The organism is Chryseobacterium sp. CBSDS_008 (assembly GCF_049959325.1).
GTDB lineage: Bacteria > Bacteroidota > Bacteroidia > Flavobacteriales > Weeksellaceae > Chryseobacterium.
Window position 1 is genome coordinate 1,940,084 of the sequence record NZ_CP188202.1, and the last position, 25,187, is coordinate 1,965,270.

Annotated in this window: 23 protein-coding genes; 11 read left to right on the forward strand and 12 right to left on the reverse strand. The window is 37.2% G+C overall.

What is annotated here, in order from left to right:
* Window positions 1–149 precede the first annotated feature (149 nt).
* On the forward strand, window positions 150–1,118 hold the full coding sequence (locus ACP3T3_RS08680; RefSeq protein ID WP_426479493.1) for a chorismate-binding protein: 969 nt from the start codon (window positions 150–152) through the stop codon (window positions 1,116–1,118).
* 992 nt (window positions 1,119–2,110) lie between these two features.
* On the opposite strand, the gene ACP3T3_RS08685 is transcribed toward ACP3T3_RS08680, so the two are convergent.
* From ACP3T3_RS08685 to ACP3T3_RS08730, 10 genes are all read right to left on the reverse strand, one after another.
* Window positions 2,111–2,311, reverse strand: a complete 201-nt coding sequence (locus ACP3T3_RS08685) for a hypothetical protein (RefSeq protein WP_426479494.1) — start codon at window positions 2,309–2,311, stop codon at window positions 2,111–2,113.
* A gap of 4 nt (window positions 2,312–2,315) precedes the next feature.
* On the reverse strand, window positions 2,316–2,918 hold the full coding sequence (locus tag ACP3T3_RS08690; RefSeq protein ID WP_232721056.1) for a MarC family protein: 603 nt from the start codon (window positions 2,916–2,918) through the stop codon (window positions 2,316–2,318).
* Window positions 2,919–2,962: 44 nt separating this feature from the next.
* On the reverse strand, window positions 2,963–4,702 hold the full coding sequence (locus tag ACP3T3_RS08695; RefSeq protein WP_426479495.1) for a BatD family protein: 1,740 nt from the start codon (window positions 4,700–4,702) through the stop codon (window positions 2,963–2,965).
* On the reverse strand, window positions 4,702–5,445 hold the full coding sequence (locus ACP3T3_RS08700) for a tetratricopeptide repeat protein (protein ID WP_426479496.1): 744 nt from the start codon (window positions 5,443–5,445) through the stop codon (window positions 4,702–4,704). Before ACP3T3_RS08700 ends, ACP3T3_RS08695 begins: the two co-directional genes overlap by 1 nt.
* Window positions 5,446–5,545: 100 nt before the next feature.
* Window positions 5,546–6,553: a vWA domain-containing protein gene (locus ACP3T3_RS08705; protein WP_426479497.1), complete on the reverse strand. Its 1,008-nt coding sequence runs from the start codon at window positions 6,551–6,553 to the stop codon at window positions 5,546–5,548.
* Window positions 6,553–7,545 carry a VWA domain-containing protein gene (locus ACP3T3_RS08710; RefSeq protein WP_426479498.1) on the reverse strand — a complete coding sequence of 331 codons (993 nt, stop codon included), beginning with the start codon at window positions 7,543–7,545 and terminating at the stop codon, window positions 6,553–6,555. Before ACP3T3_RS08710 ends, ACP3T3_RS08705 begins: the two co-directional genes overlap by 1 nt.
* Entirely contained in the window at window positions 7,538–8,434 is an 897-nt protein-coding gene (locus ACP3T3_RS08715; RefSeq protein ID WP_426479499.1) for a BatD family protein, read from the reverse strand. Before ACP3T3_RS08715 ends, ACP3T3_RS08710 begins: the two co-directional genes overlap by 8 nt.
* Before the next feature lie 36 nt (window positions 8,435–8,470).
* On the reverse strand, window positions 8,471–9,334 hold the full coding sequence (locus ACP3T3_RS08720; RefSeq protein ID WP_426479500.1) for a DUF58 domain-containing protein: 864 nt from the start codon (window positions 9,332–9,334) through the stop codon (window positions 8,471–8,473).
* A 68-nt stretch (window positions 9,335–9,402) separates the two neighbouring features.
* Window positions 9,403–9,861, reverse strand: coding sequence for an N-acetyltransferase family protein (locus ACP3T3_RS08725; protein ID WP_426479501.1), 459 nt, complete (start codon window positions 9,859–9,861; stop codon window positions 9,403–9,405).
* Window positions 9,861–10,865 (reverse strand): AAA family ATPase, encoded by a 1,005-nt coding sequence (locus ACP3T3_RS08730; protein WP_426479502.1) that lies wholly within the window; start codon window positions 10,863–10,865, stop codon window positions 9,861–9,863. The genes ACP3T3_RS08725 and ACP3T3_RS08730 overlap by 1 nt, the downstream gene beginning before the upstream one ends.
* 251 nt (window positions 10,866–11,116) lie before the next feature.
* Here ACP3T3_RS08730 and ACP3T3_RS08735 point away from each other — a divergent pair, with 251 nt between their 5' ends.
* The 7 genes from ACP3T3_RS08735 to ACP3T3_RS08765 all read left to right on the forward strand — a co-directional run bounded on the left by ACP3T3_RS08735 (window position 11,117) and on the right by ACP3T3_RS08765 (window position 18,880).
* Window positions 11,117–11,590 (forward strand): DinB family protein, encoded by a 474-nt coding sequence (locus ACP3T3_RS08735; RefSeq protein ID WP_089690152.1) that lies wholly within the window; start codon window positions 11,117–11,119, stop codon window positions 11,588–11,590.
* Between the two features lie 103 nt (window positions 11,591–11,693).
* Window positions 11,694–12,452: a 23S rRNA (guanosine(2251)-2'-O)-methyltransferase RlmB gene (gene rlmB, locus ACP3T3_RS08740; protein WP_426479503.1), complete on the forward strand. Its 759-nt coding sequence runs from the start codon at window positions 11,694–11,696 to the stop codon at window positions 12,450–12,452.
* Window positions 12,453–12,455: 3 nt separating this feature from the next.
* On the forward strand, window positions 12,456–13,574 hold the full coding sequence (locus tag ACP3T3_RS08745; RefSeq protein WP_426479504.1) for a serine hydrolase domain-containing protein: 1,119 nt from the start codon (window positions 12,456–12,458) through the stop codon (window positions 13,572–13,574).
* A 15-nt stretch (window positions 13,575–13,589) separates the two neighbouring features.
* Window positions 13,590–14,639: a DUF6263 family protein gene (locus tag ACP3T3_RS08750; RefSeq protein ID WP_426479505.1), complete on the forward strand. Its 1,050-nt coding sequence runs from the start codon at window positions 13,590–13,592 to the stop codon at window positions 14,637–14,639.
* A gap of 66 nt (window positions 14,640–14,705) precedes the next feature.
* Entirely contained in the window at window positions 14,706–14,936 is a 231-nt protein-coding gene (locus tag ACP3T3_RS08755) for a hypothetical protein (protein WP_426479506.1), read from the forward strand.
* 31 nt (window positions 14,937–14,967) lie between these two features.
* Window positions 14,968–17,508, forward strand: coding sequence for a YfhO family protein (locus tag ACP3T3_RS08760; RefSeq protein ID WP_426479507.1), 2,541 nt, complete (start codon window positions 14,968–14,970; stop codon window positions 17,506–17,508).
* A gap of 82 nt (window positions 17,509–17,590) precedes the next feature.
* Window positions 17,591–18,880 (forward strand): glycosyl transferase family 1, encoded by a 1,290-nt coding sequence (locus tag ACP3T3_RS08765; protein ID WP_426479508.1) that lies wholly within the window; start codon window positions 17,591–17,593, stop codon window positions 18,878–18,880.
* An 86-nt stretch (window positions 18,881–18,966) separates the two neighbouring features.
* Here the strand turns inward: ACP3T3_RS08765 and ACP3T3_RS08770 are convergent, their stop codons facing one another.
* Window positions 18,967–19,608, reverse strand: coding sequence for a hypothetical protein (locus tag ACP3T3_RS08770; RefSeq protein ID WP_426479509.1), 642 nt, complete (start codon window positions 19,606–19,608; stop codon window positions 18,967–18,969).
* 120 nt (window positions 19,609–19,728) lie between these two features.
* On the opposite strand from ACP3T3_RS08770, the gene ACP3T3_RS08775 reads away from it, so the two are divergent.
* On the forward strand, window positions 19,729–20,694 hold the full coding sequence (locus tag ACP3T3_RS08775; RefSeq protein ID WP_426479510.1) for a YpdA family putative bacillithiol disulfide reductase: 966 nt from the start codon (window positions 19,729–19,731) through the stop codon (window positions 20,692–20,694).
* A 65-nt stretch (window positions 20,695–20,759) separates the two neighbouring features.
* Here ACP3T3_RS08775 and ACP3T3_RS08780 read toward each other — a convergent pair whose 3' ends face one another.
* Window positions 20,760–21,956, reverse strand: coding sequence for an MFS transporter (locus ACP3T3_RS08780; protein ID WP_426479957.1), 1,197 nt, complete (start codon window positions 21,954–21,956; stop codon window positions 20,760–20,762).
* A 299-nt stretch (window positions 21,957–22,255) separates the two neighbouring features.
* Here ACP3T3_RS08780 and ACP3T3_RS08785 point away from each other — a divergent pair, with 299 nt between their 5' ends.
* Together ACP3T3_RS08785 and ACP3T3_RS08790 are read left to right on the forward strand one after the other, a co-directional pair.
* Window positions 22,256–23,134: a helix-turn-helix domain-containing protein gene (locus ACP3T3_RS08785; RefSeq protein WP_426479511.1), complete on the forward strand. Its 879-nt coding sequence runs from the start codon at window positions 22,256–22,258 to the stop codon at window positions 23,132–23,134.
* Between the two features lie 88 nt (window positions 23,135–23,222).
* On the forward strand, window positions 23,223–25,151 hold the full coding sequence (locus ACP3T3_RS08790) for an oleate hydratase (protein ID WP_426479512.1): 1,929 nt from the start codon (window positions 23,223–23,225) through the stop codon (window positions 25,149–25,151).
* Window positions 25,152–25,187 lie beyond the last annotated feature (36 nt).

Consider the following 25,187-nt stretch of genomic DNA (forward strand, 5'->3'; position numbering starts at 1 on the left):
ACACCAACATAAAACAAAGAGCTTAAAGTAATTTTAAGCTTTTTTATTTTGACATTTTTAAGACTAATAATACCTTTGCAGAAAGGAAAATTATCCCGGAATTTCCTATATTATTTCCCGCTGATGATTTTCAAAATCCTTCATAGCTCATGATTTATTTCAAACTTCCTTTCGATGAAAGACTATTGTCTGTCAATGAAAACAATGTAAAAAGTGCTGTCAATTTTTATTCTTACAATGGCTTAGAGCATATTGACTTCAATGGAGATATTTTTGAAACAGATCCGTCTGAATTTGCCCATATTTCGATCACCAGCGAAACACTGAATAATGACACTACAAATTCTTCCGCAGAAACCAAAGAAGAATACTGCAAAACCTTACAACGGGTCATTGAAGTGATTAAAGAAAACAATCTTCCTAAGCTGGTCTACTCCAGAAGAAAGATTTTTACAGACTTTACATTCATCGATTATAAAGAGAGCTTCAAAAACTTATGTGAATCTTATCCCAATGCTTTCAGGTATCTGTTTAATAACGGACAAAATGCATGGATGGGAGCTTTTTCCGAAGTGTTAGGAAAGTTTAATAAAATAACCCATGAGTTTGAAACTATGGCCCTTGCGGGAACCCTTCCTGTATCTGAAGAATGGTCTGAAAAGGAAATTGAAGAGCAAAAACCTGTTACTGCTTATATTCAGGACATTCTTAAAAACTATTCTGACAGTGTACAACAATCGGAAACATACGATCATATTTCCGGGAATATCAAACATTTACGCACAGATTTTAAAACGAATATTAAAGCAGAAGACCTTGATAAGCTAATCCAGGACCTGCATCCTACTCCTGCAGTCTGTGGCATTCCTAAAGACTTTTGTAATGAAAACATCTTTAAATACGAGAAATTTCCCCGTGAATTCTATGCCGGTTATATTAAAGTGGAAACAGAAGAAAGCATTCTTTATTTTGTGAATCTACGTTGTGCAAGACTTTATAAAGGCTCAGTACATATTTTTGTGGGAGGTGGAATCACAGCTCAAAGTAATCCGGAGAAGGAATGGAGAGAAACTGAGCTTAAGTCTGAAGCTATATTGAAAAATCTGGTTATTTCATAGTCATATTGTTTTTTGTGAATTTAACCATAGATTTCTCAGATTTTCACAGATGTTTGCGTATATTTTCTTTTGCTGAGTGAAATGCCCCTGCGAAAGATTTTAAAGGCATTTGTAATCACCTTGCGAACATTGCGTAATAATTATGTTTCGGCCAAAGCCGTTCCTATTGAATTGATTATCAAAATTTATACGTGTATCTTTTATATTTTAATCTTTGCTGAGTGAAACGCCCCTGCGAACGATTTTAAAGGCATTTGTAATCACTTTGCGAACATTGCGTAATAATTATGTTTCGGCTAAAGCCCGCCCCTATTGAATTGATTATCAAAATTTATACATATATCTTCTATATTTTAATCTTTTATATTTTAATCTTTGCTGAGTGAAACGCCCTTGCGAACGATTTTAAAGGCATTTGTAATCACTTTGCGAACATTGCGTAATAATTATGTTTCGGCTAAAGCCCGTCCCTATTGAATTGATTATCAAAATTTATACATATATCTTCTATATTTTAATCTTTTATATTTTAATCTTTGCTGAGTGAAACGCCCTTGCGAACGATTTTAAAGGCATTTGTAATCATTTTGCGAACATTGCGTAATAATTATGTTTCGGCTAAAGCCCGTCCCTATTGAATTGATTATCAAAATTTATACATATATCTTCTATATTTTAATCTTTTATATTTTAATCTTTGCTGAGTGAAACGCCCTTGCGAACGATTTTAAAGGCATTTGTAATCACTTTGCGAACATTGCGTAATAATAATTCGACTAAAGCTAATGAAGGTTTATTTTTTTGAACGGCTTCCTTCTTCTACGCTCAGGATTATAACCTTTCCTATTGATGGGAAAGCATATATGGATATTTAAGATTATGTCTAATTCCTAATCCCTGCCTGCAACCTTTTATCTAAAACCTTTTACCTAATAAAAACAAAAAACCTCCTTCAAAAAGAAAGAGGTCTATATCTATATTGAAATATTTAATTATTTCTTTACACCGATTCTGCTCCAGGTATCCATTACGAAAAGCAGGATAAGCCCTAATCCGGCAGCACCAGCTGAGAATACAAACCTAACGTTATCTTCATCTCCGAGAATATCTGTTGCTTGCCAGTTGATCGCATAAAGATTGATGGCGATGAATACAATAAACAGTACTAAAAATACTTTATAAAACTTCTTCATGACTCTAAAAATTAATATAATTCTGCACCAGCTGGGCAAAATTTGCAGTGAATAATTTAATTGAAATCGCCAAAAGGATGATACCAAAAACTTTCTGAAGGATCATTAAAGTAGCATCCCCAATTTTTCTCTCCAACCATTTCGCTGATTTCAGCACCAAATATACGAAAATTGTATTAAGAATAATTCCGCAGATAATATTAATATCATGAAATTCAGCTCTAAGAGACAGTGCAGTCGTTAAAGTTCCGGCTCCTGCAACCAGCGGAAATGCGATGGGTACAATAGATGCGGCTTTTGCTTCAGTTGTTTTATTAATTTCAATTCCCAAAATCATTTCCAGGGCTATGACAAAAATCACAAAAGCTCCGGCAATGGCAAAGGAATTTACATCAACACCAATAAGTTTAAGAATTTTATTACCCACGAACAGGAAAACGATCATAATAGCTCCGGCAGTAATGGCTGCTCTGCCGGCTTCAATCTGCCCAAACTTCTGCTGAAGGCTTACTATAATAGGAACTGAGCCGATGATATCAATAACGGCGAATAAAACCATGAAGCTGGTAACAATTTCTTTAAAAGAAAAACCATCAAAAATTTCCATCTCTTTGTAATTAAAAATTTCGCAAAAATATGAAAATAAACTGACTATTTGCTAATTTGTGAATATAAATTAACAATTGTTTTCAAAAGATCTTCAAGTGCTTCAGATGATTTCACAGGATTATATTTTTCCATCTGAACTTTTTGCTGCAGTTTGCTATATTCTTCTGCTACTGAAGAGCCTTTGTGCTTTTCAAGAAAGGCCTTAAACTCCGAAGCAGAGCCATTGAAATACCGGCTTCTTACTTCCTCATCCAATTCTTCCAGGGTTACAAAGAACTTTTCATATTCTCCGTTATCTTTGAGATTTTCCAGATATCCGAAATAATCATTAATATCCGTTTTCATCAATTCTCTGATTTCCTTTTCTGTTTCAGCCACTGAACCTAAAGGTTTTAACGGTACAGTTTCCCTAACTAATGTACGTTTTTTTTGCCAATTTTTAAATAGCAGATACGCAATAAACAAACCTACCAGAATAGCAATATTGGTCAAAAGAATATTCCAGTGGAATTTACTTTTTTCTTTTACTTTAAACGAAGTGGTTTTTAAAACCGGTGTATTTACGGTCTCCAGCAGGTTATTGGTGTACTCATTTACCTTTTCTACAGTAGAACGGGCCTCCAGAATCTGATCGTGAGAAAAAGCGTTAAGATCCAGTGTTTTTTGTCCAAGATCTATATATTCTTTATTTTCAGGATTAAAGAAGGCAAACTGTTCTGTTTTAATGGAGATAGCCCCTGATTTTTTGGGAATAATAACATAATTAGCCAGGATCTCTCCTTTCATTCCTGTAGTTCCGGGGGTCACTTTAGAGGTGATTTTCGGGGCGAAGACTTCATAATCCGGAGATGCAGCAATTTTAGGAAGCTCCATATCCGGCAGGTTACCTTCTCCTGAAACTTTCACTACCACATTCAGAGGTTTTTTGGCTTCCGGTTTTTCTTTGGAAGCGTTATATACATTTACTTTAAAGTTTCCAACAGCATTCTTAAAGCATTCAGGAGCTCCTTCAGGAAGCTTTCTTACATTAATTTTAACTTTATTGGAAACAATTTTAGTTTTATTCGAATAGGTACTCAGGGAAGCTGATACGCCGGGAACTTCCACATATCCTGCTTCATTCGGAAATACCATAAACATGGCCAGAACCTGTGAAGGCATATTTCCATATCCTGACGGATCTATCTCAGATTTATCAAAATTAATAGGATGAACATTGATATTATCCTGCTGCGGAAGATGGATATTTTTCACCTTTCTCAGGTTATCCATATTTCTTGAATATACTCTCAGAACAGCCACTGTAGGCTGGTCCTGATATACATCCCTGTCTTCAATCTCCATATTCAGATAGACATCATTAGCTGTATTGACAGCCAATGATTTTCTTTCCACAATATCCCGGATATTGACATCAAAAGGTTCTGTTTTGTAGATTCTGTTGTTTACAGTAACGAGAACTGACCCAATTTTTATTTTCCCTTTTTTCTTAGGCTCAAGGGCAATTCTGGATACTTTTTGGGTGATAAGAGTATTGGTAGCCGGATCAATCACTGTATTGGTAACAGATCCGCTTCCTATGATATTAAATTTTGAAAGGTCCGGAAGCTGAAAACCTGTCTGCTGCACAAGGTCACTTCCATTAAGTTCAAGAACAATGGTAAGATTGATGATATCCTTACCTGCATATTCAGATTTGTCAGCATCCATAGAAAGATTAACCTGTCCGTAAGTAATCACGGATGCAAGGGTAAGCAATATGTAAATTAATTTATGCTGCATCACCAATCTTTCTCGTTGCTTTCAGGCATCGAATAAGAATTTTTATTTAAAATTCTTCTGGCGGTTTCTTTTTCTTTTTCGTTTATTTTATCTAAGATCGCATTTTCAAGATTCTTTGGCATTCTGCCTTCGTTGTTTTGATTCTGCTTAGGATTGTCGCCCTGGTCACTTTTGCCTTCGTTTTGAGGGCCGTTACCCTGATCCTGTTTTTTATCTTTGTCGCCTTTCTGATCATCACCTTTGTTCTGATCATTCCCGCCGCCACCTTTTCCTGAGTTATTCTGTTCGTTTTTTTGTTGTTCTTTTTGTTTCTCTTTCAGCTTGGCAATCTCATAATTTTTTCTGGTTACCTCGCTGTAGGGATCCTGCTTCAAAGCTTTCTTATAATAATCCGCTGCTTTTTCCGGCTGATTCATCTGCATATAAGCATTCCCTAAATTATGAAGAGCAGCTGTTTTGTCAGGAAGGGTCTGTGAAAGTTTTTCTGCTTTTTCAAACTCTGCCTTTGCTTCTTCGTATTTTTTACTTTTATATAAAGCATTCCCCATATTATAATGAGCGGTAAAATCTTTATCATTGGATTTTATCGCTTCCATATACTTTGAGGAGGCTCCATCATAGTCTTTCCCGTCAAATTTCTGATTGCCTTCATGAACTAAATTCTTATAGCTTTCCTGCCCAAACAGGAGGCCTGAGAATGAGATGACAACAATAAACGACAAAAATATGATTTTAGTATTCATCACTTGCAAAATTATTCCTTTATATGTTAAGAAACAGAGTTTTATTTGTTAAAATTCGGTTAAAGTACCTGTAGAATTTCTTCTATAAATAAGGGAAAAACTATACATTAAAATCTTTTTTGGGATTAAAAATATAGATTAAGAAGAAAAACAGAATAGATACACCAAGAAAATATTGATAATAATGATTGGCATTCTGTGATTTCACCATGGTTTCAGCGCCTGCCGACTTCCTGTTCACAGCCTCTACAATTCTGTCCGGGGCCTCATTGATATTATTTCCGTCAATATAAGTTCCGTCTGTAGATCCAGCCATTTTCTTCAAAGCTTCCGTCTGTCTCTTTGAAATCACTGTACCTCCGTTTACATCAGTCTTGTAGCCCATCAATTGCCCGAAAACATATTCCGGAACCGGCGCCCCTTCATCAGTACCTATTCCTACAGAAGTAATATTTATTCCTTCTTTATTGGCTAATCGTATCGCGGCATTATCATTTCCTTCATTATCCTCGCCGTCACTCAAGAGGATGATTTTTCTGGATCCTTTGCTTACATTTTTAAATTTCTCAACAGCTGCCTGCATTCCTTTCAAAAAATCAGTCCCCTGAATCTGCATAGAGCTCGTTTCAATACCGCTGATATAGGTTTCAGCAGAATTATAATCTGTTGTCAGAGGCATGATAGACATTGCATTCCCGGCAAAAATAACGATACCAATTTTATCATTATTCATCTTCTTCATGGTAGCCAGCATCAGATTTTTGGCTTCTGTAAGACGGTTGGGGTCTATATCCTCTGCATTCATAGAATTGGACACATCCAGCATAAAGATTACATTATTCAGCTTCTGGGTACTTTTCACCTCTTCTGAACCATTCAGAAGATCAATGATAGAGAATATCAGAAACAATGTTCCCAATAAATATAATGCGGGGAAAAGTTTTGTAAAACCTGACCTTTTTTCAAATAAATGCTCGTGGAACTGACTGGCTGCAAAAATCTCTCTTTTTTTGTTTCTCCATTTTAAAAAGCGAATCAAAAAGGCAGCTAACAGCGGCAGAAGCAACAGTAAAAATAAATACCAATAATTTCCTAAAGACCAACTCATCAGCTTAAAATTTTATAAAACACCCATCTCAACAATGCATCAAACACCAGCATTCCTAAAGCAACCCAGAGGAATATCTTAAAATATTCTTCATAATTGTAAAGCTTAGAAACTTTCACGTCAGATTTTTCCAATTGGTTGATCTCATCGTATACTTCTTCAAGACTGCTGTTTGAGGTAGCTCTGAAATATTTACCTCCCGTAGTCTGTGCAATTTCCCTTAAGGTATTTTCATCAATCGTCACTTCTGTTTCAGTGAAGATAAGGTCTCCAAAGATGTCTTGTGACGTCGGCATCAGGGCATACCCATTGGTTCCTATCCCGATTGCATATACCTTTATATTGTTATTTTTTGCCAGTTCGGCAGCAATCTGTGGAGGAATAGCATTCTGAATATTGCTCACCCCATCCGTCATCAGGATAACGACCTTACTTTTGGCTTTACTTTTAATCAAATGATTCACTGCAACGGAAAGACCTTCTCCAATCGCTGTACCTGGCTCAAGACCTGCAGAATTCAGGTTTTTAATTTCATCTATAACAACCTGATGATCTGAAGTGACCGGTACTTTGGTAAAGGCTTCTGCAGCATAAGCCACAACTCCAATTCTGTCATTCGGACGTTTCTGAACAAATTTTACAGCAATATCCTTTAATGCAGTGATACGATCCGGAGTCAGGTCTTTTGCAAGCATACTTAAAGAAACGTCAATTGATAACATAATATCAACTCCCTTTGTATCATCCCTGTCCTGAGAAATCGTAAACGTTCTCGGCCTTGCCATAGCAATAATCAAAGCGGAAAGAATGATATACTTTGAGATTTTCAATAAAAAAAGCACGCCCTGGATGCTGCCGCTGTGATCCATGTTTTTTATGGTAGGCACCTTTATGCCTTTTCTTTTATTTCTCCCGATATCTTTAATGAAAAGCGGAATAAACAGCAGAAAAAGCAGTAAAAACCACGGACTGTAAAATTCAAAATCAAACATCCTTTCTTAAGTTTTCGAATTCTAAATCTTTGGATGATCTTTTCACAAAATCCCTGATATTGGCAAAATCCTTTTCCATGGTTTCCTGGTCAGGAAAAGTTTTGGCAAATTTCACCAGGTCTCCTCTCAGGAATACATCTTCTATCACTTTTTCGTTGTCCTGAGAAATTGTATTGTTCTTTTTCATAACATCAATAAGGTCATCGGTAAGGAGAACATCTGCCGGAAGATGGTATTGTTTGGTAATGAAGGTTCTGGAGATATCGATCAGTTCCACATAAAATGAACGGAAGTTTCCTGCTTCAATATATTTTTTCTTTTTAAGAGAGTCCAGTTCTTTCAATGTCTGATTGGTAGCCACCACAGGAGAGCTTTTGGATTTTCTGCCCCATTTTACAAACATGATAATCGCAATGATGAGTGCAATCCCCGCCAATACTGCCAGGATATAAAACTTATAAAGCTCCCAATAATCTTTCGCTTCCAGCTTCACCTGCTTGTTCTTCATGATATCATTAATCTGATCTGCTTTTTGAGCTGTATTAATGACGTCAATTTCATAAGGAATCGTTTTAAGTATTTTATCCCCCACTTTAAATTCCAGTTCCGGAATGGTAAATTTCCCTTCTTCGAAAACAGCAAATTCTATTTTTCTTTCATAGGTATTGGCTGTCTGCCCAATACTGTCTTTGGTTTCTTCAAAATGAAAGGGAAGCAGCTCATTTTTCGGAGCTGAAGTTACCTGCTGCTCATTAAGGTTATCAATCTTTATGGTAAGATGGTTGATTTCTCCCAGAGCAAGGGTTTTCTTTTCTACGTTAGAGGATAATATCTGTGAAAAAGCATTTGCACAGATCAGAAAAGATAATATTAAAAGTATTTTTCTCAATGTTAAAATAATAAAGGCAAAGCCTTATGTTTTTAGTTATTTTTTCTGAAAGTAATTATACAATAATTTTGAATAATCTGAACCGGTATTGATATTCATAAAACTAGCAGAGCTGTTGGCAAAATCTTCTTCCAGGGCTCTCAGTTTTTGCTTTTGAGCTTCGGCAAAGGTATACCTCCATCGGGCACTGGAAGTATTGGCCCATATTTCTTTTCCCGTTTCCACATCATGTAAAAGAGCATATCCTACATCCGGAATTTCATTGTCTTTTTCATCATAAATCCTCATTCCCAGCAGCTGGTGCTTCTTTGAAGCCACTCTCAGCATTTTAGAATCATACGTTTCTTCAAAATCTGAGAATAAAAATACCAGAGATTTTCTTTTAAAAATGCCCATCATATATTCCAGGGCTTTGTCTATTTTAGATTCTGCCGGAACATAATCTGCCGTAAGAATATTACTGATAATCGACAGAATATGTTTTCTTCCTTTTTGAGGAGGAATCACCTTGTATACTTTATCAGCAAACAGAATCAATCCTACTTTATCATTATTGCCGGCTGCTGAAAACCCTAAACTGGCAGCAATTTCGGCTACATATTCTCTTTTCAGCTGAACTTTTGTACCATAATCCATGGAGGCGGAAATGTCAACGAGAATCATCATCGTCAGTTCCCTTTCTTCTTCCATTACCTTTACAAATGGTTCACGGAAACGTGCGGTTTTATTCCAGTCTATTCTTCTGATCTCATCTCCAAACTGATAGGGACGCACTTCAGAAAAAGTCATTCCCTGCCCTTTAAAGGCACTGTGATATTGCCCCATCAAAGCAGCCTCCGTCTTTTTTCTGGTACGGATTTCAATCTGCTTTACTCTTTTTACAATATCTTTTATCTGCATAGACGGGTTCAAGATTCAAGGTTTAAAATTCAAAGTTTAATGTTGAGTTGCGGAATCCGGGTTCCAAGTTAATCTTTTAACTCAATGGATACATTCAGCCATTCATTATCAAACTTCGGACTGTATTTTTTATAAAAATTGATCGCAGGCTCATTCCAGTCCAATACCTGGAAAACCATTCCGCTGTAATTATTGGTTTTACCATATTCCAGCGTTGCGTCAAATAGCTTCTTTCCGATCTGCTTTCCCCTCAATCTTTCTGTCACTACGAGATCTTCAAGATACAGCCTTCTCCCCTTCCATGTGGAATATCTGTCATAATACAGCGATATCCCCGCTATTTCTCCTTCATATTCTGCAACAAAAGCCCCCCAAACCGGAGAGGTTCCAAAACCATCCTGAATAAAATCTTCCAGCGTCACTGTTACTTCATGCAGGGCTTTTTCATATTCTGCCAGTTCCCTGATTAAATCCAGCATGGAAGCACAGTCTTCAGGAACCGCTTTTCTAATAATCACATCACTCATTATGGTGCCTGGATTTTTGCTAAAATTCTATTGATAATTTCTTCTGTTGAAATCTCTTCTGCTTCCGCTTCAAAAGTTAAGCCCAATCTGTGTCTCAACACATCTTTTGCCAATGCTTTTACATCTTCAGGAATTACAAATGCTCTTCCTTTTAAGAAGGCATAAGCCCTTGAAGCGATAGCAAGGTTAATGGATGCTCTTGGAGAAGCTCCGAAGCTGATATAGTTTTTAAGCTCAGAAAGACCGTAGTTTTCCGGATAACGTGTCGCAAAGACCATATCCAGGATATATTTTTCAATTTTCTCATCCAGATAAATCTGGTTGATCAATTCTTTGGCATCTACAATATCCTGAAGAGAAATTACAGGCTTTACAGTGGGCTGATGTGAAGTTGAGACCATTCTCATCACCTGTCTTTCATCCTCAAAAGAAGGATAATCTATGGTACATTTCAGCATAAAACGGTCGCTTTGTGCTTCAGGCAGCAGATAAGTACCTTCCTGATCAATTGGGTTCTGTGTGGCCAATACCAAAAACGGCATTGGAAGCTTCATGGTTTCATCACCAATTGTCACCTGTTTTTCCTGCATAACCTCCAAAAGAGCCGACTGTACTTTTGCCGGTGCACGGTTGATCTCATCCGCCAATACAAAGTTGGCAAATACAGGACCTTTTTTTATAGAGAAATCATTGTCTTTGATATTAAAGATCATAGTTCCTACTACGTCTGCAGGAAGTAAATCCGGTGTAAACTGAATCCTTGAAAAATCTCCATGAACAGCATCTGCCAGAGTCTTTATGGCCAAGGTTTTCGCCAGTCCCGGCACCCCTTCAAGAAGAACGTGGCCATTTCCCAAAAGCCCTACCAAAAGCCGGTCTACCATGTATTCCTGTCCAATAATAACTTTGTTGATTTCCTGTCTCAGAAGAGAAAATAAGTAGTTTTTTTCTTTTACTTTTTCCGTCAATTGGCGGATATCTTCAGCTTGATATATCTCTGACATAGCTTGATTTAAAATAAGTGGTAAATTTCTGATAAATACTTGCATTAATCAACATAATAAATGCCATTTTTGAGTTAAAGTTTGTTAAATATTCCAGTATTGATGCAAGGTATGGAACTGCTGAAGTCTTAAAACTCAACAGGATTATCCGATTTTTTCATAAAAATATATAAATTTTGCTTTAATCACCCGTTCAAAAATTGTCATTTCCAGTTTATTAAACTATTTTTGGTGATTAAAAATTTTGCAAAATGAATTATCATTTTCAAGCGCACAGACAGGTAAGAAAGAACCTTTTAGACGTCCTTCAGAATACATCTCATGAAGATCTGATTCTGATTCCGGATGGTTTCAACAACAATATCTACTGGAATATTGCACATACCGTTGCCACACAGCAGCTTCTGCATTATTACCTGAGTGGAAACCCTTTCCGCATTGACAAATACTGGATTGAAACCTACAAGAAAGGAACTTTACCCAACTTAAATGTTCAGAAATCAGAAGTGGAAGATCTTGAGTTTTTACTGACGGAAACTTCAAAAATTTTAATGAAGGATTATGACAGTGATTTCTTTTCAGACTACACTCCTTACACTACAAGTTTCGGAATGGACCTGAAAAGTATCCAGGATGCTATTATCTTCAACAACATGCACGAAAGTCTTCACTACGGATATGTGCTGGCACAGAAAAGAGCAATTTTAGGGGAAAAAGGGAGATAGTGAATTTTGCTACGCATGTCAATGGTCAAATGTGAATACGCATCCACCAGATCGACTTACAAAGAAAATTCACATTTTACAACTCACTATTTAAAATAATAAGATGACAGATAAAAAAGACGATTTTATTTTCGGGCTGCGTCCCGTGATTGAAGCAATTGAAGCGGGAAAAACGATTGACAAGGTCTTTGTGCAGAATGCACTTCAGGGGCCTATTTATGCTGAACTAAAAACCATTTTAGCAAAAAATAAAATCCGTCCCAATTATGTTCCGGTTGAAAAATTAAACCGTTTTACAAGAAAAAACCACCAGGGTGTGGTCGCTTTTATCTCGGATGTACCGTTTCATAAAGTGGAGGATATTGTTCCACAGTTATTCGAACAGGGAAAAACTCCTTTTCTGTTGATTCTGGACAGACTTACTGATGTGAGAAATTTCGGAGCGATCTGCAGAACGGCAGAATGTGTAGGAATTGATGCGGTTATTATTCCTGAAAAAGGAGCTGCTCCTATCAATTCAGATGCGATAAAAACTTCTGCAGGAGGTATTTATAACATCAAAATATGTAAAGAAAATAATCTGGCACACACGGTAGATTTCCTTCAGCAAAGCGGAATTTCTGTATATGCAGCCAGTGAAAAAGCTCAGAAATTAATCTATGATGTAAACTTCACAGAGCCATGTGCCATTGTTATGGGAAATGAAGAGACCGGAATTTCCAAAGAAGTACTGCATCATGCTGATGAAAAAATAAAACTTCCTATTGAAGGAAAAACTCAATCTTTGAATGTTTCTGTAGCATGTGGAGCGATTTTGTATGAAGCGGTAAGACAGAAAATGACCGTGATACCAAATCCTTAAACCATGAAAATAAAAACCCTTTTACCTTTACTTTGTGTGCCATTTATTTTTAATGCACAGATCAAAAAAACAGCAACAGACAACCGTCTTACCACTGATCTTGACAAGATGGTTCATAAAGAAGCTCTCGCTTATATGAAGGATCCTGCACGTGTAGGACTTTCAATAGGTATTTTTAAAGATGGTAAAAGTTATTTTTACAATTACGGGACAACGGAAATAGGAAAATCTGAACTTCCAACCTCCAAAAGTTTATATGAGATTGCTTCCATTACCAAAACATTTACCGGAACACTTCTGGCTCACGCTTTGGTGGATGGTAAAATCAAAATGGATGATGATATCCGGAAATATTTAGATGGGACTTACCCTAATCTTGAATTTGAAAAGCATCCGGTAACGATTAAAAACCTCACCAATCATTCGTCAGGATTGCCACAGTTTTTACCGGATCAGTCTGAAACATTCAAAAAACCAATGGACTCTGTTGCTGCAGCACTGGCTGATTTTTATAAAAACTATTCAAAAAAGAAGTTTTATGAGGATCTTCATCAGGCAAAAGTAGATTTTATGCCGGGAACTGAGTATAAATATTCCAATACAGGGACACAGATCACAGGAGATATTCTGGAAAAAGTATATCATAAAAGCTTTGAAGATCTGCTTTCGGAGTATATTACCGGGCCTCTGAAAATGAATCATACTATTATTGGTACGAATTCTGCAAGTCTATTGACTCCTTATAATGAAAAAGGGAAGGTAATGCCCAGAAATTTCACTACGATCTTTGCTCCTGCCGGGGGAATTATATCCACTACGGAGGATCTGGTGAAATACATGAGGTATCATCTCGATGAAAACAATAAATATGTAAAAGCATCCCATACTCCTCTTGTAAAAAGTGAAGAAGATGCTATTGGATTATATTGGAGACTGCACACCTATGAAGACGGTAGCCAAACCGTTTATCATACAGGCGGTACATTTGGTTTTTCAAGTGTACTTCAGATTTATCCTTCAAAAAATATGGGAGTTGTGATACTTTCCAATGAATCAGATGGAGAATCTCAGGGAAAGCTGCATGATATTGCAGATAATTTATTAAGAAATAGTAAAAAATAAAGTTAAAAAAATTAAATGAAGAACATTGCAGCGCTTGCGCTTATATCATCAATAGCTCTCGTATCTTGTAAAAAAGAAACAGCAAAAATAACGAAAGTAGATCCTAAAACCGGAAAAACAGTAACGGTAGAGGTTCCTGCTGATTCTGTAGCAAAAGTTTCAGAAAACCCGGCTATCAAAGATTCTGCGGGAGTTATCACACAGACTTTTAAGCTTGAAAAAGGAAAAACATATCCGCTTACCACTTATCAGAGAGATGTGAAAACAATGACAGATCCTCAGGGAAAATCAATCACTGCGACCAGCGAATCTACAGATGAAATGAATTTTGTTGTGGATGACATCAAAGGAAATGTATATGAGATGACCCTTAATCTTGTGGCGAAAAGAAGCTCTCAGTCTGCACAGGGAAAAACGGTAGTCGTAGACACCAAACTTCCTCTTCCTAAAGAAGACGATCTTAAAATGATCTGGAATGTAAACAAGGCGCTTACCGGAAACAAGCTTCAGATGAAGATGGATACAAAAGGGAACGTAATTTCTATTACAGGATTTGATGCGGTGTACACAAAAGTAGGAAATGCAGTAGGCACACTGATCAAAGATGCCAATGAAAAAGCAAGCGTAGTGGCAAGTCTTAAACAATCATTCAACGAAAAGGTACTGAAAGACCAGTTCCATAAAAATCTGATGATTATTCCTAAAAAAGGAGTGAAAATTGGTGAAAAATGGTCAACTTCTGAGAATGCAGACTCAAGCGGAAACGTTAAAGTAACATCGAATTATGTATTGAAAAGCTTAGGAAACGGAGCCGCCGAAATTGCAGTAACCGGAGGTATTCCCAAGAAAACTGAAAAGAAAGCTCAGGGGCCGATTACACATAGCCTGAGCAGTGAACTGGTTCAGAACGGAACCATTAAGTTTGATGAAAGCACAGGATGGATTACCAACCAGAATATCAACGTAAAAACAACTCAGATAGAAACCATTTCAGATGGAAAACAATCTCAGTCTATGAAGAGCGTTTCCAATTCTTCGGTAATGGTAAACCCATCTGCTAAATAACTTGAATAAACATTCAGGGTTTAAAAATGCAGTTTTTTAGGCCCTGAACTTTAAACAAAAAACATTATGAAGTACATTCTTGAGTTAGTACTCACTGCCATTATTATTTTCTTTGTCTGGAACATTCTGAAAAGAATTTTCTTTAAGACCTTTTACAGTTATCGTTTCAATAATGATAATCAGAATAAAAGACAGCAGGACCTACACAACTCGAATAAGAATAACAAACAGAACCTTAACTGGGATGCAGAGACAGTAGACTATGAAGAGGTGAAGGAGAGTAATGACAAAAGGTAAAAATTCCAAGAAATAAAAGATAATAACCAGCATGGCAAAAAATAAAAACTTAATTTATATTGCAATTTCACTAGTAGTATTTATAGTTTTAGCATTTTTATATTCCACTCCTGTATTTTCAGGAAAACAGCTTTTTCAGCATGATATTGTTCAGTACAGAGGAGGCGCAAAAGAACTGCTTGACTATAGAGCCAACACAGGCAATGAAACCTATTGGAGTGACTCCATGTTCGGGGGAATGCCGACTTACCAGATGGGAAGCCAGTTTAAAGGTGATATCATCAAAAAAATTGACAGCAATCTGAATTTTCTGCCAAGACCGGTCAATTATCTCTTCCTGCTGTTTGCAGGTTTTTTCCTTTTGGGAATGGTGGTAGTCAGAAACTGGAAATACGCGCTCTTAGGAGCCACTTTCTTTGGACTGTCTACCTATTTTTACATTATTATTGCAGCCGGACATAATGGTAAAGTAAATACTATTGAATACTTTGCACCACTGCTGGCCGGAATTTTACTGGTGTATATCAGGAAACAATACATCTGGGGATTCATTGTCACTACCCTTTTTATGGGACTGCAGATTGCGGCAAACCACCCACAGATGACGTATTATCTTTTCCTTGCACTAGGATTTTTATTCCTTTCTGAACTGATCAGAGCTATCCAGAAAAAGACCCCAATGAAGCATTTCCTTATTTCATCAGGAATTATTGCAGCTTCATGCATTATCGGAGTTGGAATGAATTCACAAAGAATCATGGCCAATTCTGAATATGTAAAAGAAACAGTTCGTGGAAAGCAGATTTTAGATAACGACAGCCATACTTCAGGAAAATCGGGAATGGATAAAGAAAGCATGCTGATGTGGAGCTATGGACAACTTGAAACATTAAACCTTTTCATTCCGAGATTAATGGGTGGCGGAAGCCAGGAGCCCGAAGGAAAAGAAATCATGAACAGAGTTCAGGAACTGGTTCAGGAAAATGTAGGTTCACAGGCTGAAATGGACAGAATTTCCAAAGGATTCAGCGGAGTAACCTACTGGGGTGACCAGCCGGGAACTTCAGGACCTGCGTATCAGGGAGCTATTGTATGTTTCCTTGCCTTATTAGGGTTCTTCTTTGCCTCGAAAAAGTACCGTTACTGGATCTTAGGAGCTTCCATCCTCACTGTTTTACTGGCCTGGGGAAGTAACTTTATGCCCTTATCAGACTTCTTTATCGACTATGTACCGTTCTACAACAAGTTCAGGGCACCTTCATCTATTTTAGTTGTGGTAGAATTATTATTCCCTTTGATTGCCATCCTTGGGTTATACAGATTCTTTACGGATGAAAAACTTACTGAGGAATACAAACAAAAGATCCTTCTTTATGTAGGAGGTGGAACTTTAGCATTTTTACTGATTCTTTTGATTTTTGGAAAATCATTATTAGGTTTTGCTACAGAAAATGAAAAAACTTATTTCCCTCCTTTCCTGCTTGATTATCTTGTGGATGAAAGATATAAACTATTCAGAATAGATGCCATAAAAGCATTCATTTATGTAGCCATTACTGCGGCAGCATTATTCTTAACTTTAAAGAAAAAGCTGAATCAGAATATTGCTTTGGCCGTAATCGGACTAGTCAGTTTATTTGATCTATGGAGCGTAAACAAACGTTACTTAAATGACGAAAACTACGTCGATAAAATATTCGCAGAAAACCCTTTCCAGACAGAAAGCTCAGACCTTCTTGCCGAAAAAGTTCAGGGAAATCCAAATCTGGAATCTATTTTATCCAATGTGAACATCAACAAAACATTGGAAACCATTGCTGAAAAAGATAAAACTCACTACAGAATTTACAACCAGACGCTGGGGGTAACAAGTGAGACTAATACCTCTTATTTTAAAGCTTCAATCGGTGGTTATCACGCTGTAAAACTAAGAAGATATGATGATGTATTGAATGAGTACATCAACAATGTCGACAGTGTAAAAACACCTAATGTATTAAACTTATTAAATGCTAAGTATCTGGTTTTCGGGGGTCCTGATCAGCCACAAGTTGTTCCTAATCCAAAAGCCAATGGAAATGCCTGGTTTGTAAGTGATCTAAAATTTGTAGATACGCCTAATCAGGAAATTAAATCTATCGGAACTATTGACAACAAAAAAACAGCGGTTATTGCTTCATCCGATAAATCTTATTTTGACAACAAACCCGTTCAGGCAGATTCTACAGCATTTATCAATCTTACGAAATACCAGCCAAACGAACTTGAATTTAAATCTCAGTCGAAAACCCCTCAACTGGCTGTTTTCTCTGAAGTTTATTACCCGCACGGATGGAAAGTATTAGTGGATGAGAAAGAAGTTCCGTACATTAAAGCAGATTATTTACTTCGTGCAGTGCATGTACCGGCAGGAAATCACCATATCAGAATGGTTTTCGAACCGGAAGTGATTGAAAAAGGGAAATGGGTTTCTCTACTTTCATTCGGATTATTTATTCTGTTGGCTGCCTTTGGAATTTTCTGGATTAACAAAAACAAGAAAAAAGGGATTGTAGCTGAACAGAATGCTTAAACAATAAAAATAATGTTGCGTAATGTCATTCTTCATTATGCTATGCTTCATTCAGAATGACAAAGACCATTAAGCTTAAAAAATGGAAAAGAAAATATTGATTATCACCTATTACTGGCCTCCTGCGGGAGGTCCTGGTGTTCAAAGATGGCTGAAGTTTGCAAAGTATCTGCCTGATTTTGGGTGGAAACCCATCATCTACACTCCCGAAAATCCCAGTTATCCATTGCTGGATGAGACCCTGATGAAGGATGTTCCTGAAAACATTGAGATGGTAAGAACCAAAATCTGGGAACCTTACCAGCTGGCTGAAAAGCTGAACAAAAGCAATAAAAAATTCAAAGCCGGACAGTTTGATGTTGGAAAAAATCAAAGCTGGAAATCCAGACTTTCAATCTGGGTGAGAGGTAACTTTTTCATCCCTGATGCCAGAGTTTTTTGGGTAAAGCCTTCGATTACATTTCTGGAAAAATACCTGAAAGAAAATACTATAGATACCATTGTAACTTCCGGTCCGCCCCACTCTCTTCATCTGATTGGTTTGGGACTTAAAAATAAAATGCCGGATCTGAAATGGATTGCTGATTTCCGTGATCCCTGGACAGAAATTTCCTATTACAAACATCTGAAATTAACCAAAAGTTCGGATAAAAAACACCGACAGCTGGAAAGTGCTGTATTTAAGAATGCAGATATCACTCTGGCTACAAGCTATACTGATGCTGAAAACTTCAGGAAAGCGGGTGCCAATGCCGTTTGTATTACGAATGGATTTGATGAAACTGATTCAAGCGAAAAAGAGGGAGAGCAAAAGGATAAAAATAAATTTACGCTAAGTTATATCGGAGTTTTGGAGCAGCTCAGAAATCCTGAAAATCTTTGGAAAGCACTTGATGAGCTGGTAAAGGAAAATGCTCAGTTTGCAGCTGATTTTACATTAAAATTTGTCGGAAGAATAGATGACAAAATCCTTCATTCTATCGAAAATTCAAGTCTGAAAAATCATATCCTGAATCTCGGATATCTTGCCCATGGGAAAGCCGTAGAGGAAATGCAGCATTCTGACCTGCTTCTTATCACGAATTTCCCGAATGACTCTTCAAAAGGAATCATCCCCGGAAAAATATTTGAATATCTCGCTTCAGGAAAGCAGATTCTCTCATTTGGCCCCGATCAAGCTGATGTGGCAAAAATTCTGCAAGAAACCCGGTCAGGGAAACACTTTAACTATCAGGATACAGAACCCATCAGGAAATTTATTCTTGAAAAATTTGAACTTTGGAAAAATGGCAGCCTTCTCGAAAATACTCAACATATCGAACAGTTCTCGAGAAAAAATCTAACCCGCCAGCTGGCTGAAATTATACGATAAGAAAGGAAGTTAGAGGCTGGAAGCTGGAAGACTGTATCCCGCTTCTAACTTCTAACTTCTAACTTCTAACTTCTAACTTCTTATTTCTATACCGTCCACTGGTCATTCACAACAGCAACCAGATAATATTTACCCTGAAATTCTTCAAATACAAAACGGACTGTTTTCCAATCCATATTACCGGATTTTTCGGTTCCCTTGATATAGTTTTCCGTAAAATCATCTTTAGGATAAATCTCCTTTAAATTATTCAGTGAATTGCCACCACCTATAAATTTATTCAGTGAGTACTGTGATGTGGTAAAATCTTTAGAAAAGACCCATTTACTCAGATAATCATTGATTGTTGCTTTATAAGGATCTCCTGAACCGTCGTGCGCTCCCCAGGTAAACAATGTTTTTGTAGGCTGATATCTTTCAAAATCAGCTTTAGAAAAATGCTTGTCTTCTTTCATATTGACAAAAGCATACATTGAAAAACGAACTCCTTTTTCAGGATGAATAAAGGATGTAAAAGTCGTATAGTCTTTAGCTTTCAGCGCTTTCAAAACCTCATCATTGGTCTGCTTTAAAACGGCTTCTTTATCAGCATGAGTCTGAACGGCACCTGCACTGTCTGTTTTAGTCTGCGCAAGGGAATCTATTTCATTCGGAACAGGTTTTCCAACTTCTTTTTTACAGGCCACAACAACAGTCAGAGCGAATACCGCAATCAATACTTTTTTCATATCTTACATTTTGAAATCGGTAGAAAACACCAAAACTGATGCCAAGCAGTATAGAAATAGGGAATCGTGAATTCATCATTCATCATTGATAATTTATAATTTCAGTCGTACCTTTGTTATATGGAAATTTTGGATATTCTCATTATCGGAGCCGGGCCTATCGGTTTAAACTGTGCTTTGGAAGCTCAAAAAAACAGCCTCAGCTATTTAATTGTAGAAAAAGGAACTATTGTCAATTCCCTGTACAATTATCCTTTGTATATGCGTTTTTTCTCTACAGCAGAAAAACTGGAAATCGACGGCGTTCCATTTATTTCTACGGCTCCCAAACCGGGAAGACAGGAAGCTCTGGAATATTATCAGGGAATCGCGAGGCAAAAGCGTCTTAATATCAACTTATATGAAAAGGTTCTAAGCGTTTTAAAAAAAGATGGAATATTTGAGATCAAAACAACCAAGACGGTCTATCTGGCTAAAAATATAGTGATTGCTACCGGATTCTATGATATCCCAAACCTCATGAATATTCCCGGTGAAAATCTTCCAAAGGTTAAACATTATTATACGGAACCTTACCCGTATGCCAGACAGAAAATCGTTGTGGTAGGATCAAGCAATTCTGCTGTAGATGCAGCACTGGAAACCTACAGAAAAGGTGCTGAAGTCACAATGGTTGTCCGTCATTCAGAAATTTCCAGAAGTGTAAAATATTGGGTAAAACCGGATATAGAAAACAGGATTGCAGAAGGCAGCATTAAGGCACATTTTGATGCAGAAATGATTGAAATTACAGAAGATTCTGTTGTTTTTAAAGATGGAAACGGAGAAACTCAGGAAATCGATAATGATTTTGTATTGGCCATGACCGGTTATCTCCCTGATTTTGATTTCCTGAGAAACTCAGGTATTGAACTCAACGGAGACTGCCTGAATCCTTTTTATGATCCGGAAACTATGGAAACCAATATTTCCAATCTCTATCTTGCCGGAGTAGTGTGTGGCGGAAAAGACACCCACCTTTGGTTCATTGAAAACTCAAGAATTCATGCCAGCATGATTATGAATTCAATTCTTTCCAAAGCTTAAAAGTTAATATACCAAAAGCTTCGGGCAATTTCTACGAAATTGCCCGAAGCTTTATTTTTTATTAATCAAGGGGTTGTATTCCGGACCAATTCCTCTTCAATCTTATTTTTATCTTTAAGCATCCATGGAATAACACAATAGAAACCAACAGCAATTGCCACAGCCAATACCCCTGTTCCAATCCATAATGTAGTAAAGCCTAATTTTTCTGCAATCAGTGTTCCTATGTATGGTGTAATGATAAATGCAATGGAAAATGACATTCCGTTCAGTCCCATATAAGCTCCTTTATTATTCTTTCCCGAGCGTAATGCTGTAATGGTTGACATAAAGGGAAGGGTCCATATTTCTCCTACACAAAGCAGCGTCATAGACAATACAAGGGTAATCATACTGTAATCGAAGGCCAGCATGGCGTAGGAAACTCCACACAGAAAAGTCCCGAGAAGCATGGTAAAGGCTAAGGTAAAATATTTCTCCGCGATCTGTACCAGTCCCATCTCCAGCAGTACGATCAGGAAACCGCTGTATCCCAATATATATCCGATATTTTGCTGGCTGAGATGCGCCGTATCTTTATAAAATATAGTCAGCGTACTGAACAGCTGGAAGAAACATATGGAAAACAGCATACAGAACATACAGTAAATCAAAAATTTACTGTCACGGTAAGGAGAACTTTCTTTTTTAACAGCAATCGCTTCTTTTACCTTTTTTGCCTTCTGTTTGGCTAACCTTGCACGATCTTTAAAGAACCAGATATACATCAGGCCTGCCAATAAAGCAGCCAATGCATTGCTGAAAAACAGGAACTCATAAGAAATAGCAGATAAAATACCCCCCAACGCAGGTCCGATAGAAAACCCAAGATTTACAGCCATACGGTTCAGTGAAAAAGCCCTGGTAATATTTTCAGGTTTCGCATATTTAGTAATGGCCACCGAGTTTGCCGGCCGAAATGTTTCACTTACAATACTCTGGGCTAAAATAATTCCCGCCAGGCCAGCCTCTGTTGTAAAAAGCGGAATCAGACAAAATAAAGGAACACTGAGCAGTAAACTCAGGCTCTGTACCCTGTACTCGCCTATTTTATCAGTGATCATACCACCCAGCCATGATCCGATGACCGAACCTATTCCAAAAAAGCTCAGTACAATTCCTGAATTTTCAATACTGAAATGCAAATGATTAGTCATATAAACTCCCAGAAACGGAAGCACCATAGAACCAGCCCTGTTGATGAGCATTACCAACGCCAGCATCCAACTCTCCTGCGAGAGTCCTTTAAAAGAACTCGTATATACGTTAATGAGTCTCACAATAATATTTTGGGAATTGAAAGTGCAAAATTAGACAAAATTAACCCAAAAGACCTTGTTTAAACGCTATTTTTATCAATAACCTTTATTAAACAGACAGCCAACTGTATTTTAGCAAAAAACAGTTTTATGGGCTGTATAAAAACAAATAACTTTTATAAAAATCGTAAATTGCAGTAACAACGGGTGCTTTATGCTAAATTCACTTAGAAACACAATAAAAATTTAATCAATACTGAAGAATGGTAACCTACGAAAATTTACATGATACGCTATCTTTTTACAGTATTGACTGCTGCCAATCCTATTACATTTCTTCCGGAAAACCTATTTTTGAATTTCCAAAATCTCCCTTCAGAATGGATTATTATGCTCTATGTATCTGTACTTCCGGAGAGATCAATATTGAAATAGACCGTCAGAAATATAAAGCAGGTGCTGACAGTTTTCTTATCGCAGCACCCTCTACCATTGTAAAATTTGGAAAAACCAGTGATGATTTTACGATGAAACTGCTATTCTTTGACAAGAATTTTTTGATCAAAAATATTTCTAATCCTTTTATCATTGAAAAAATGAATCTTTTCTCCAAAGGTTCATACAGCATCTTAAAAACTACGGCAACAAATTCTTCACTCCTGCAAAATCTTCTGGATTACCTTGATAAAAAATCGAAAAAGCAGGGAAAGTTTACGGAAGAGATTATCCGTACCATTATTTTTAATCTTCTGCTGGAGACTGCTGAGATTATGGAACAGGAAAATGCTGCAAATCCGGAAAAGGAAGAAGGAAAAAAAGACCTTTATCTCAAATTCAGTAAACTGATCCGTGAAAATATCACCAGGGAACGAACGGTTCAATTTTATGCGGATCAACTTCATGTTTCCAATAAATATCTCATCGAAATCATTAAGAAAGCAAGCGGAAAAACACCCCATGAGGTTATTGATGAAGCGCTGCTGAAAGAAGCTTATGTCATGCTTGGAAATCCTGAGATCACCATATCAGAAATTGCCTTTGAACTTCAGTTTAATTCAGCATCAGCTTTCGGCCGTTTCTTTAAAAAACATACGACGCTTTCCCCTTCGGAGTACAGAACTAAAGAAAATATTCAGTCATGAGAATTTGGGGATAATAATTCTGAACTTGAGGATATATATCGCTTGCTGAATAGAGGTACCTTTATACTGTTAATTAAAAACAATAAAGATGAGTACGATCAATTCAAAATTCGATAAAGTGTTAAATGCCTCTGACTCGTTTGGAAATGTAATCCACGAACCGGATTCAAGTAAAGAGGTTCAGATTAACACTCCTGAAAAGACGATGCCCTTCTCCGACCAGATCGGAAATTACCAACGTAATAAAGGCATTCCTTTACAATCTTACGAAAACAGTAAAATTTATATTGTGGGAAGCGGAATTGCCGGCATGTCGGCAGCGTATTATTTTATCCGTGATGGGCGTGTACCAGGTAGAAATATTATTTTCCTTGATCAGCTCAATGTTGAAGGCGGATCTCTGGATGGAGCAGGTAACGCAAAAGATGGTTACATCATCCGTGGAGGAAGAGAAATGGATATGACCTATGAAAATTTATGGGATCTGTTTCAGGATATTCCTGCTCTGGAGCTGCCTGCACCTTACAGTGTATTGGATGAATACCGGCTTATTAATGACAACGACCCTAATTATTCCAAAGCAAGACTTATTCATAATCAGGGACAGATCAAGGATTTCAGTAAATTCGGACTTGAGAAAAAAGATCAGCTGGCCATTGTAAAACTTCTGTTAAAGAAAAAAGAAGAGCTGGACGATCTTACCATTGAAGACTATTTTTCTGAATCTTTTCTGAACAGTAATTTCTGGTTCTTCTGGCGTTCTATGTTCGCCTTCGAAAACTGGCACAGCTTACTGGAACTGAAACTGTATATGCACAGATTTCTTCATGCCATTGACGGAATGAAAGACTTCTCATGCCTGGTATTTCCAAAATACAACCAGTATGATACGTATGTAACTCCATTAAAGAACTTCCTGTTGGAAAAAGGGGTACAGATCCAGTTTAATATTTTGGTTAAAGATCTTGATATTCAAATTAATACAGAAGGAAAAACAGTAGAAGGAATTATCACCGAACAAAACGGAGAGGAAGTAAGAATACCAGTTGGTAAAGACGACTACGTAATTGTAACCACCGGATCTATGACTGAAAGTACGTTCTACGGAGACAACAATACCGTTCCCGAAGTTACAATAGACAACAGCAGTGCCGGACAAAGTGCCGGGTGGAAACTGTGGAAAAATCTTGCCGCAAAATCTGAAGTGTTTGGAAAACCTGAAAAATTCTGTAGTCATATTGAAAAATCTTCCTGGGAATCTGCAACCTTAACGTGCCGTCCTTCTGCTTTCACAGAGAAACTGAAAGAACTGTGCGTAAACGATCCTTATTCAGGAAAAACAGCTACAGGAGGTATTATTACCATTACAGACTCGAATTGGGTGATGAGTTTCACCTGCAACAGACAGCCACACTTTCCTACTCAGCCGGATGATATCCTTGTAGTTTGGGTATATGCTTTACTGATGGATAAAGAAGGTAATTATATCAAAAAAACAATGCCTCAATGTACCGGAAACGAAATTCTGGCCGAGCTGTGCTATCACCTTGGAATAACAGACCAACTTGATAAGGTCACAGAAAATACAATTGTACGTACCGCATTTATGCCTTATATCACATCTATGTTTATGCCGAGAGCGATGGGAGACCGTCCGAGAGTGGTTCCTGAAGGATGTACCAACTTAGGCCTTGTAGGACAGTTTGTAGAAACCAATAACGATGTGGTCTTCACCATGGAAAGCTCTGTAAGAACTGCAAGAATAGCTGTTTACAATCTTCTTAACCTTAATAAACAGGTTCCGGACATCAATCCGTTACAATATGATATCAGACATTTATTAAAAGCTACTCAGGCTCTGAATGACTATAAACCTTTCTTAGGAGAAGGAATTTTAAGAAAAATATTAAAAGGAACTTACTTTGAACACATTCTGGTAAACCGTCCGGAAGAACAGGAAGAGCATGAATCCTTCCTTAGCAGATTTCAGGAATGGGTAAAAGGAGTAAAAGGCTGAAATATCAGCTTACAAAACAATAGTTTTAAAGTTGTG

What these genes read in the sequence shown, in the direction of transcription:
- ACP3T3_RS08680 (WP_426479493.1), top strand. Translation starts at nt 150, where the DNA reads ATGATTTATTTCAAACTTCCTTTCGATGAAAGACTATTGTCTGTCAAT.
- ACP3T3_RS08685 (WP_426479494.1), bottom strand. Translation starts at nt 2,311, where the DNA reads ATGAAGAAGTTTTATAAAGTATTTTTAGTACTGTTTATTGTATTCATC.
- ACP3T3_RS08690 (WP_232721056.1), bottom strand. Translation starts at nt 2,918, where the DNA reads ATGGAAATTTTTGATGGTTTTTCTTTTAAAGAAATTGTTACCAGCTTC.
- ACP3T3_RS08695 (WP_426479495.1), bottom strand. Translation starts at nt 4,702, where the DNA reads ATGCAGCATAAATTAATTTACATATTGCTTACCCTTGCATCCGTGATT.
- ACP3T3_RS08700 (WP_426479496.1), bottom strand. Translation starts at nt 5,445, where the DNA reads ATGAATACTAAAATCATATTTTTGTCGTTTATTGTTGTCATCTCATTC.
- ACP3T3_RS08705 (WP_426479497.1), bottom strand. Translation starts at nt 6,553, where the DNA reads ATGAGTTGGTCTTTAGGAAATTATTGGTATTTATTTTTACTGTTGCTT.
- ACP3T3_RS08710 (WP_426479498.1), bottom strand. Translation starts at nt 7,545, where the DNA reads ATGTTTGATTTTGAATTTTACAGTCCGTGGTTTTTACTGCTTTTTCTG.
- ACP3T3_RS08720 (WP_426479500.1), bottom strand. Translation starts at nt 9,334, where the DNA reads ATGCAGATAAAAGATATTGTAAAAAGAGTAAAGCAGATTGAAATCCGT.
- ACP3T3_RS08725 (WP_426479501.1), bottom strand. Translation starts at nt 9,861, where the DNA reads ATGAGTGATGTGATTATTAGAAAAGCGGTTCCTGAAGACTGTGCTTCC.
- ACP3T3_RS08730 (WP_426479502.1), bottom strand. Translation starts at nt 10,865, where the DNA reads ATGTCAGAGATATATCAAGCTGAAGATATCCGCCAATTGACGGAAAAA.
- ACP3T3_RS08735 (WP_089690152.1), top strand. Translation starts at nt 11,117, where the DNA reads ATGAATTATCATTTTCAAGCGCACAGACAGGTAAGAAAGAACCTTTTA.
- rlmB (WP_426479503.1), top strand. Translation starts at nt 11,694, where the DNA reads ATGACAGATAAAAAAGACGATTTTATTTTCGGGCTGCGTCCCGTGATT.
- ACP3T3_RS08745 (WP_426479504.1), top strand. Translation starts at nt 12,456, where the DNA reads ATGAAAATAAAAACCCTTTTACCTTTACTTTGTGTGCCATTTATTTTT.
- ACP3T3_RS08750 (WP_426479505.1), top strand. Translation starts at nt 13,590, where the DNA reads ATGAAGAACATTGCAGCGCTTGCGCTTATATCATCAATAGCTCTCGTA.
- ACP3T3_RS08755 (WP_426479506.1), top strand. Translation starts at nt 14,706, where the DNA reads ATGAAGTACATTCTTGAGTTAGTACTCACTGCCATTATTATTTTCTTT.
- ACP3T3_RS08760 (WP_426479507.1), top strand. Translation starts at nt 14,968, where the DNA reads ATGGCAAAAAATAAAAACTTAATTTATATTGCAATTTCACTAGTAGTA.
- ACP3T3_RS08765 (WP_426479508.1), top strand. Translation starts at nt 17,591, where the DNA reads ATGGAAAAGAAAATATTGATTATCACCTATTACTGGCCTCCTGCGGGA.
- ACP3T3_RS08770 (WP_426479509.1), bottom strand. Translation starts at nt 19,608, where the DNA reads ATGAAAAAAGTATTGATTGCGGTATTCGCTCTGACTGTTGTTGTGGCC.
- ACP3T3_RS08775 (WP_426479510.1), top strand. Translation starts at nt 19,729, where the DNA reads ATGGAAATTTTGGATATTCTCATTATCGGAGCCGGGCCTATCGGTTTA.
- ACP3T3_RS08780 (WP_426479957.1), bottom strand. Translation starts at nt 21,956, where the DNA reads ATGCTGGCGTTGGTAATGCTCATCAACAGGGCTGGTTCTATGGTGCTT.
- ACP3T3_RS08785 (WP_426479511.1), top strand. Translation starts at nt 22,256, where the DNA reads ATGGTAACCTACGAAAATTTACATGATACGCTATCTTTTTACAGTATT.
- ACP3T3_RS08790 (WP_426479512.1), top strand. Translation starts at nt 23,223, where the DNA reads ATGAGTACGATCAATTCAAAATTCGATAAAGTGTTAAATGCCTCTGAC.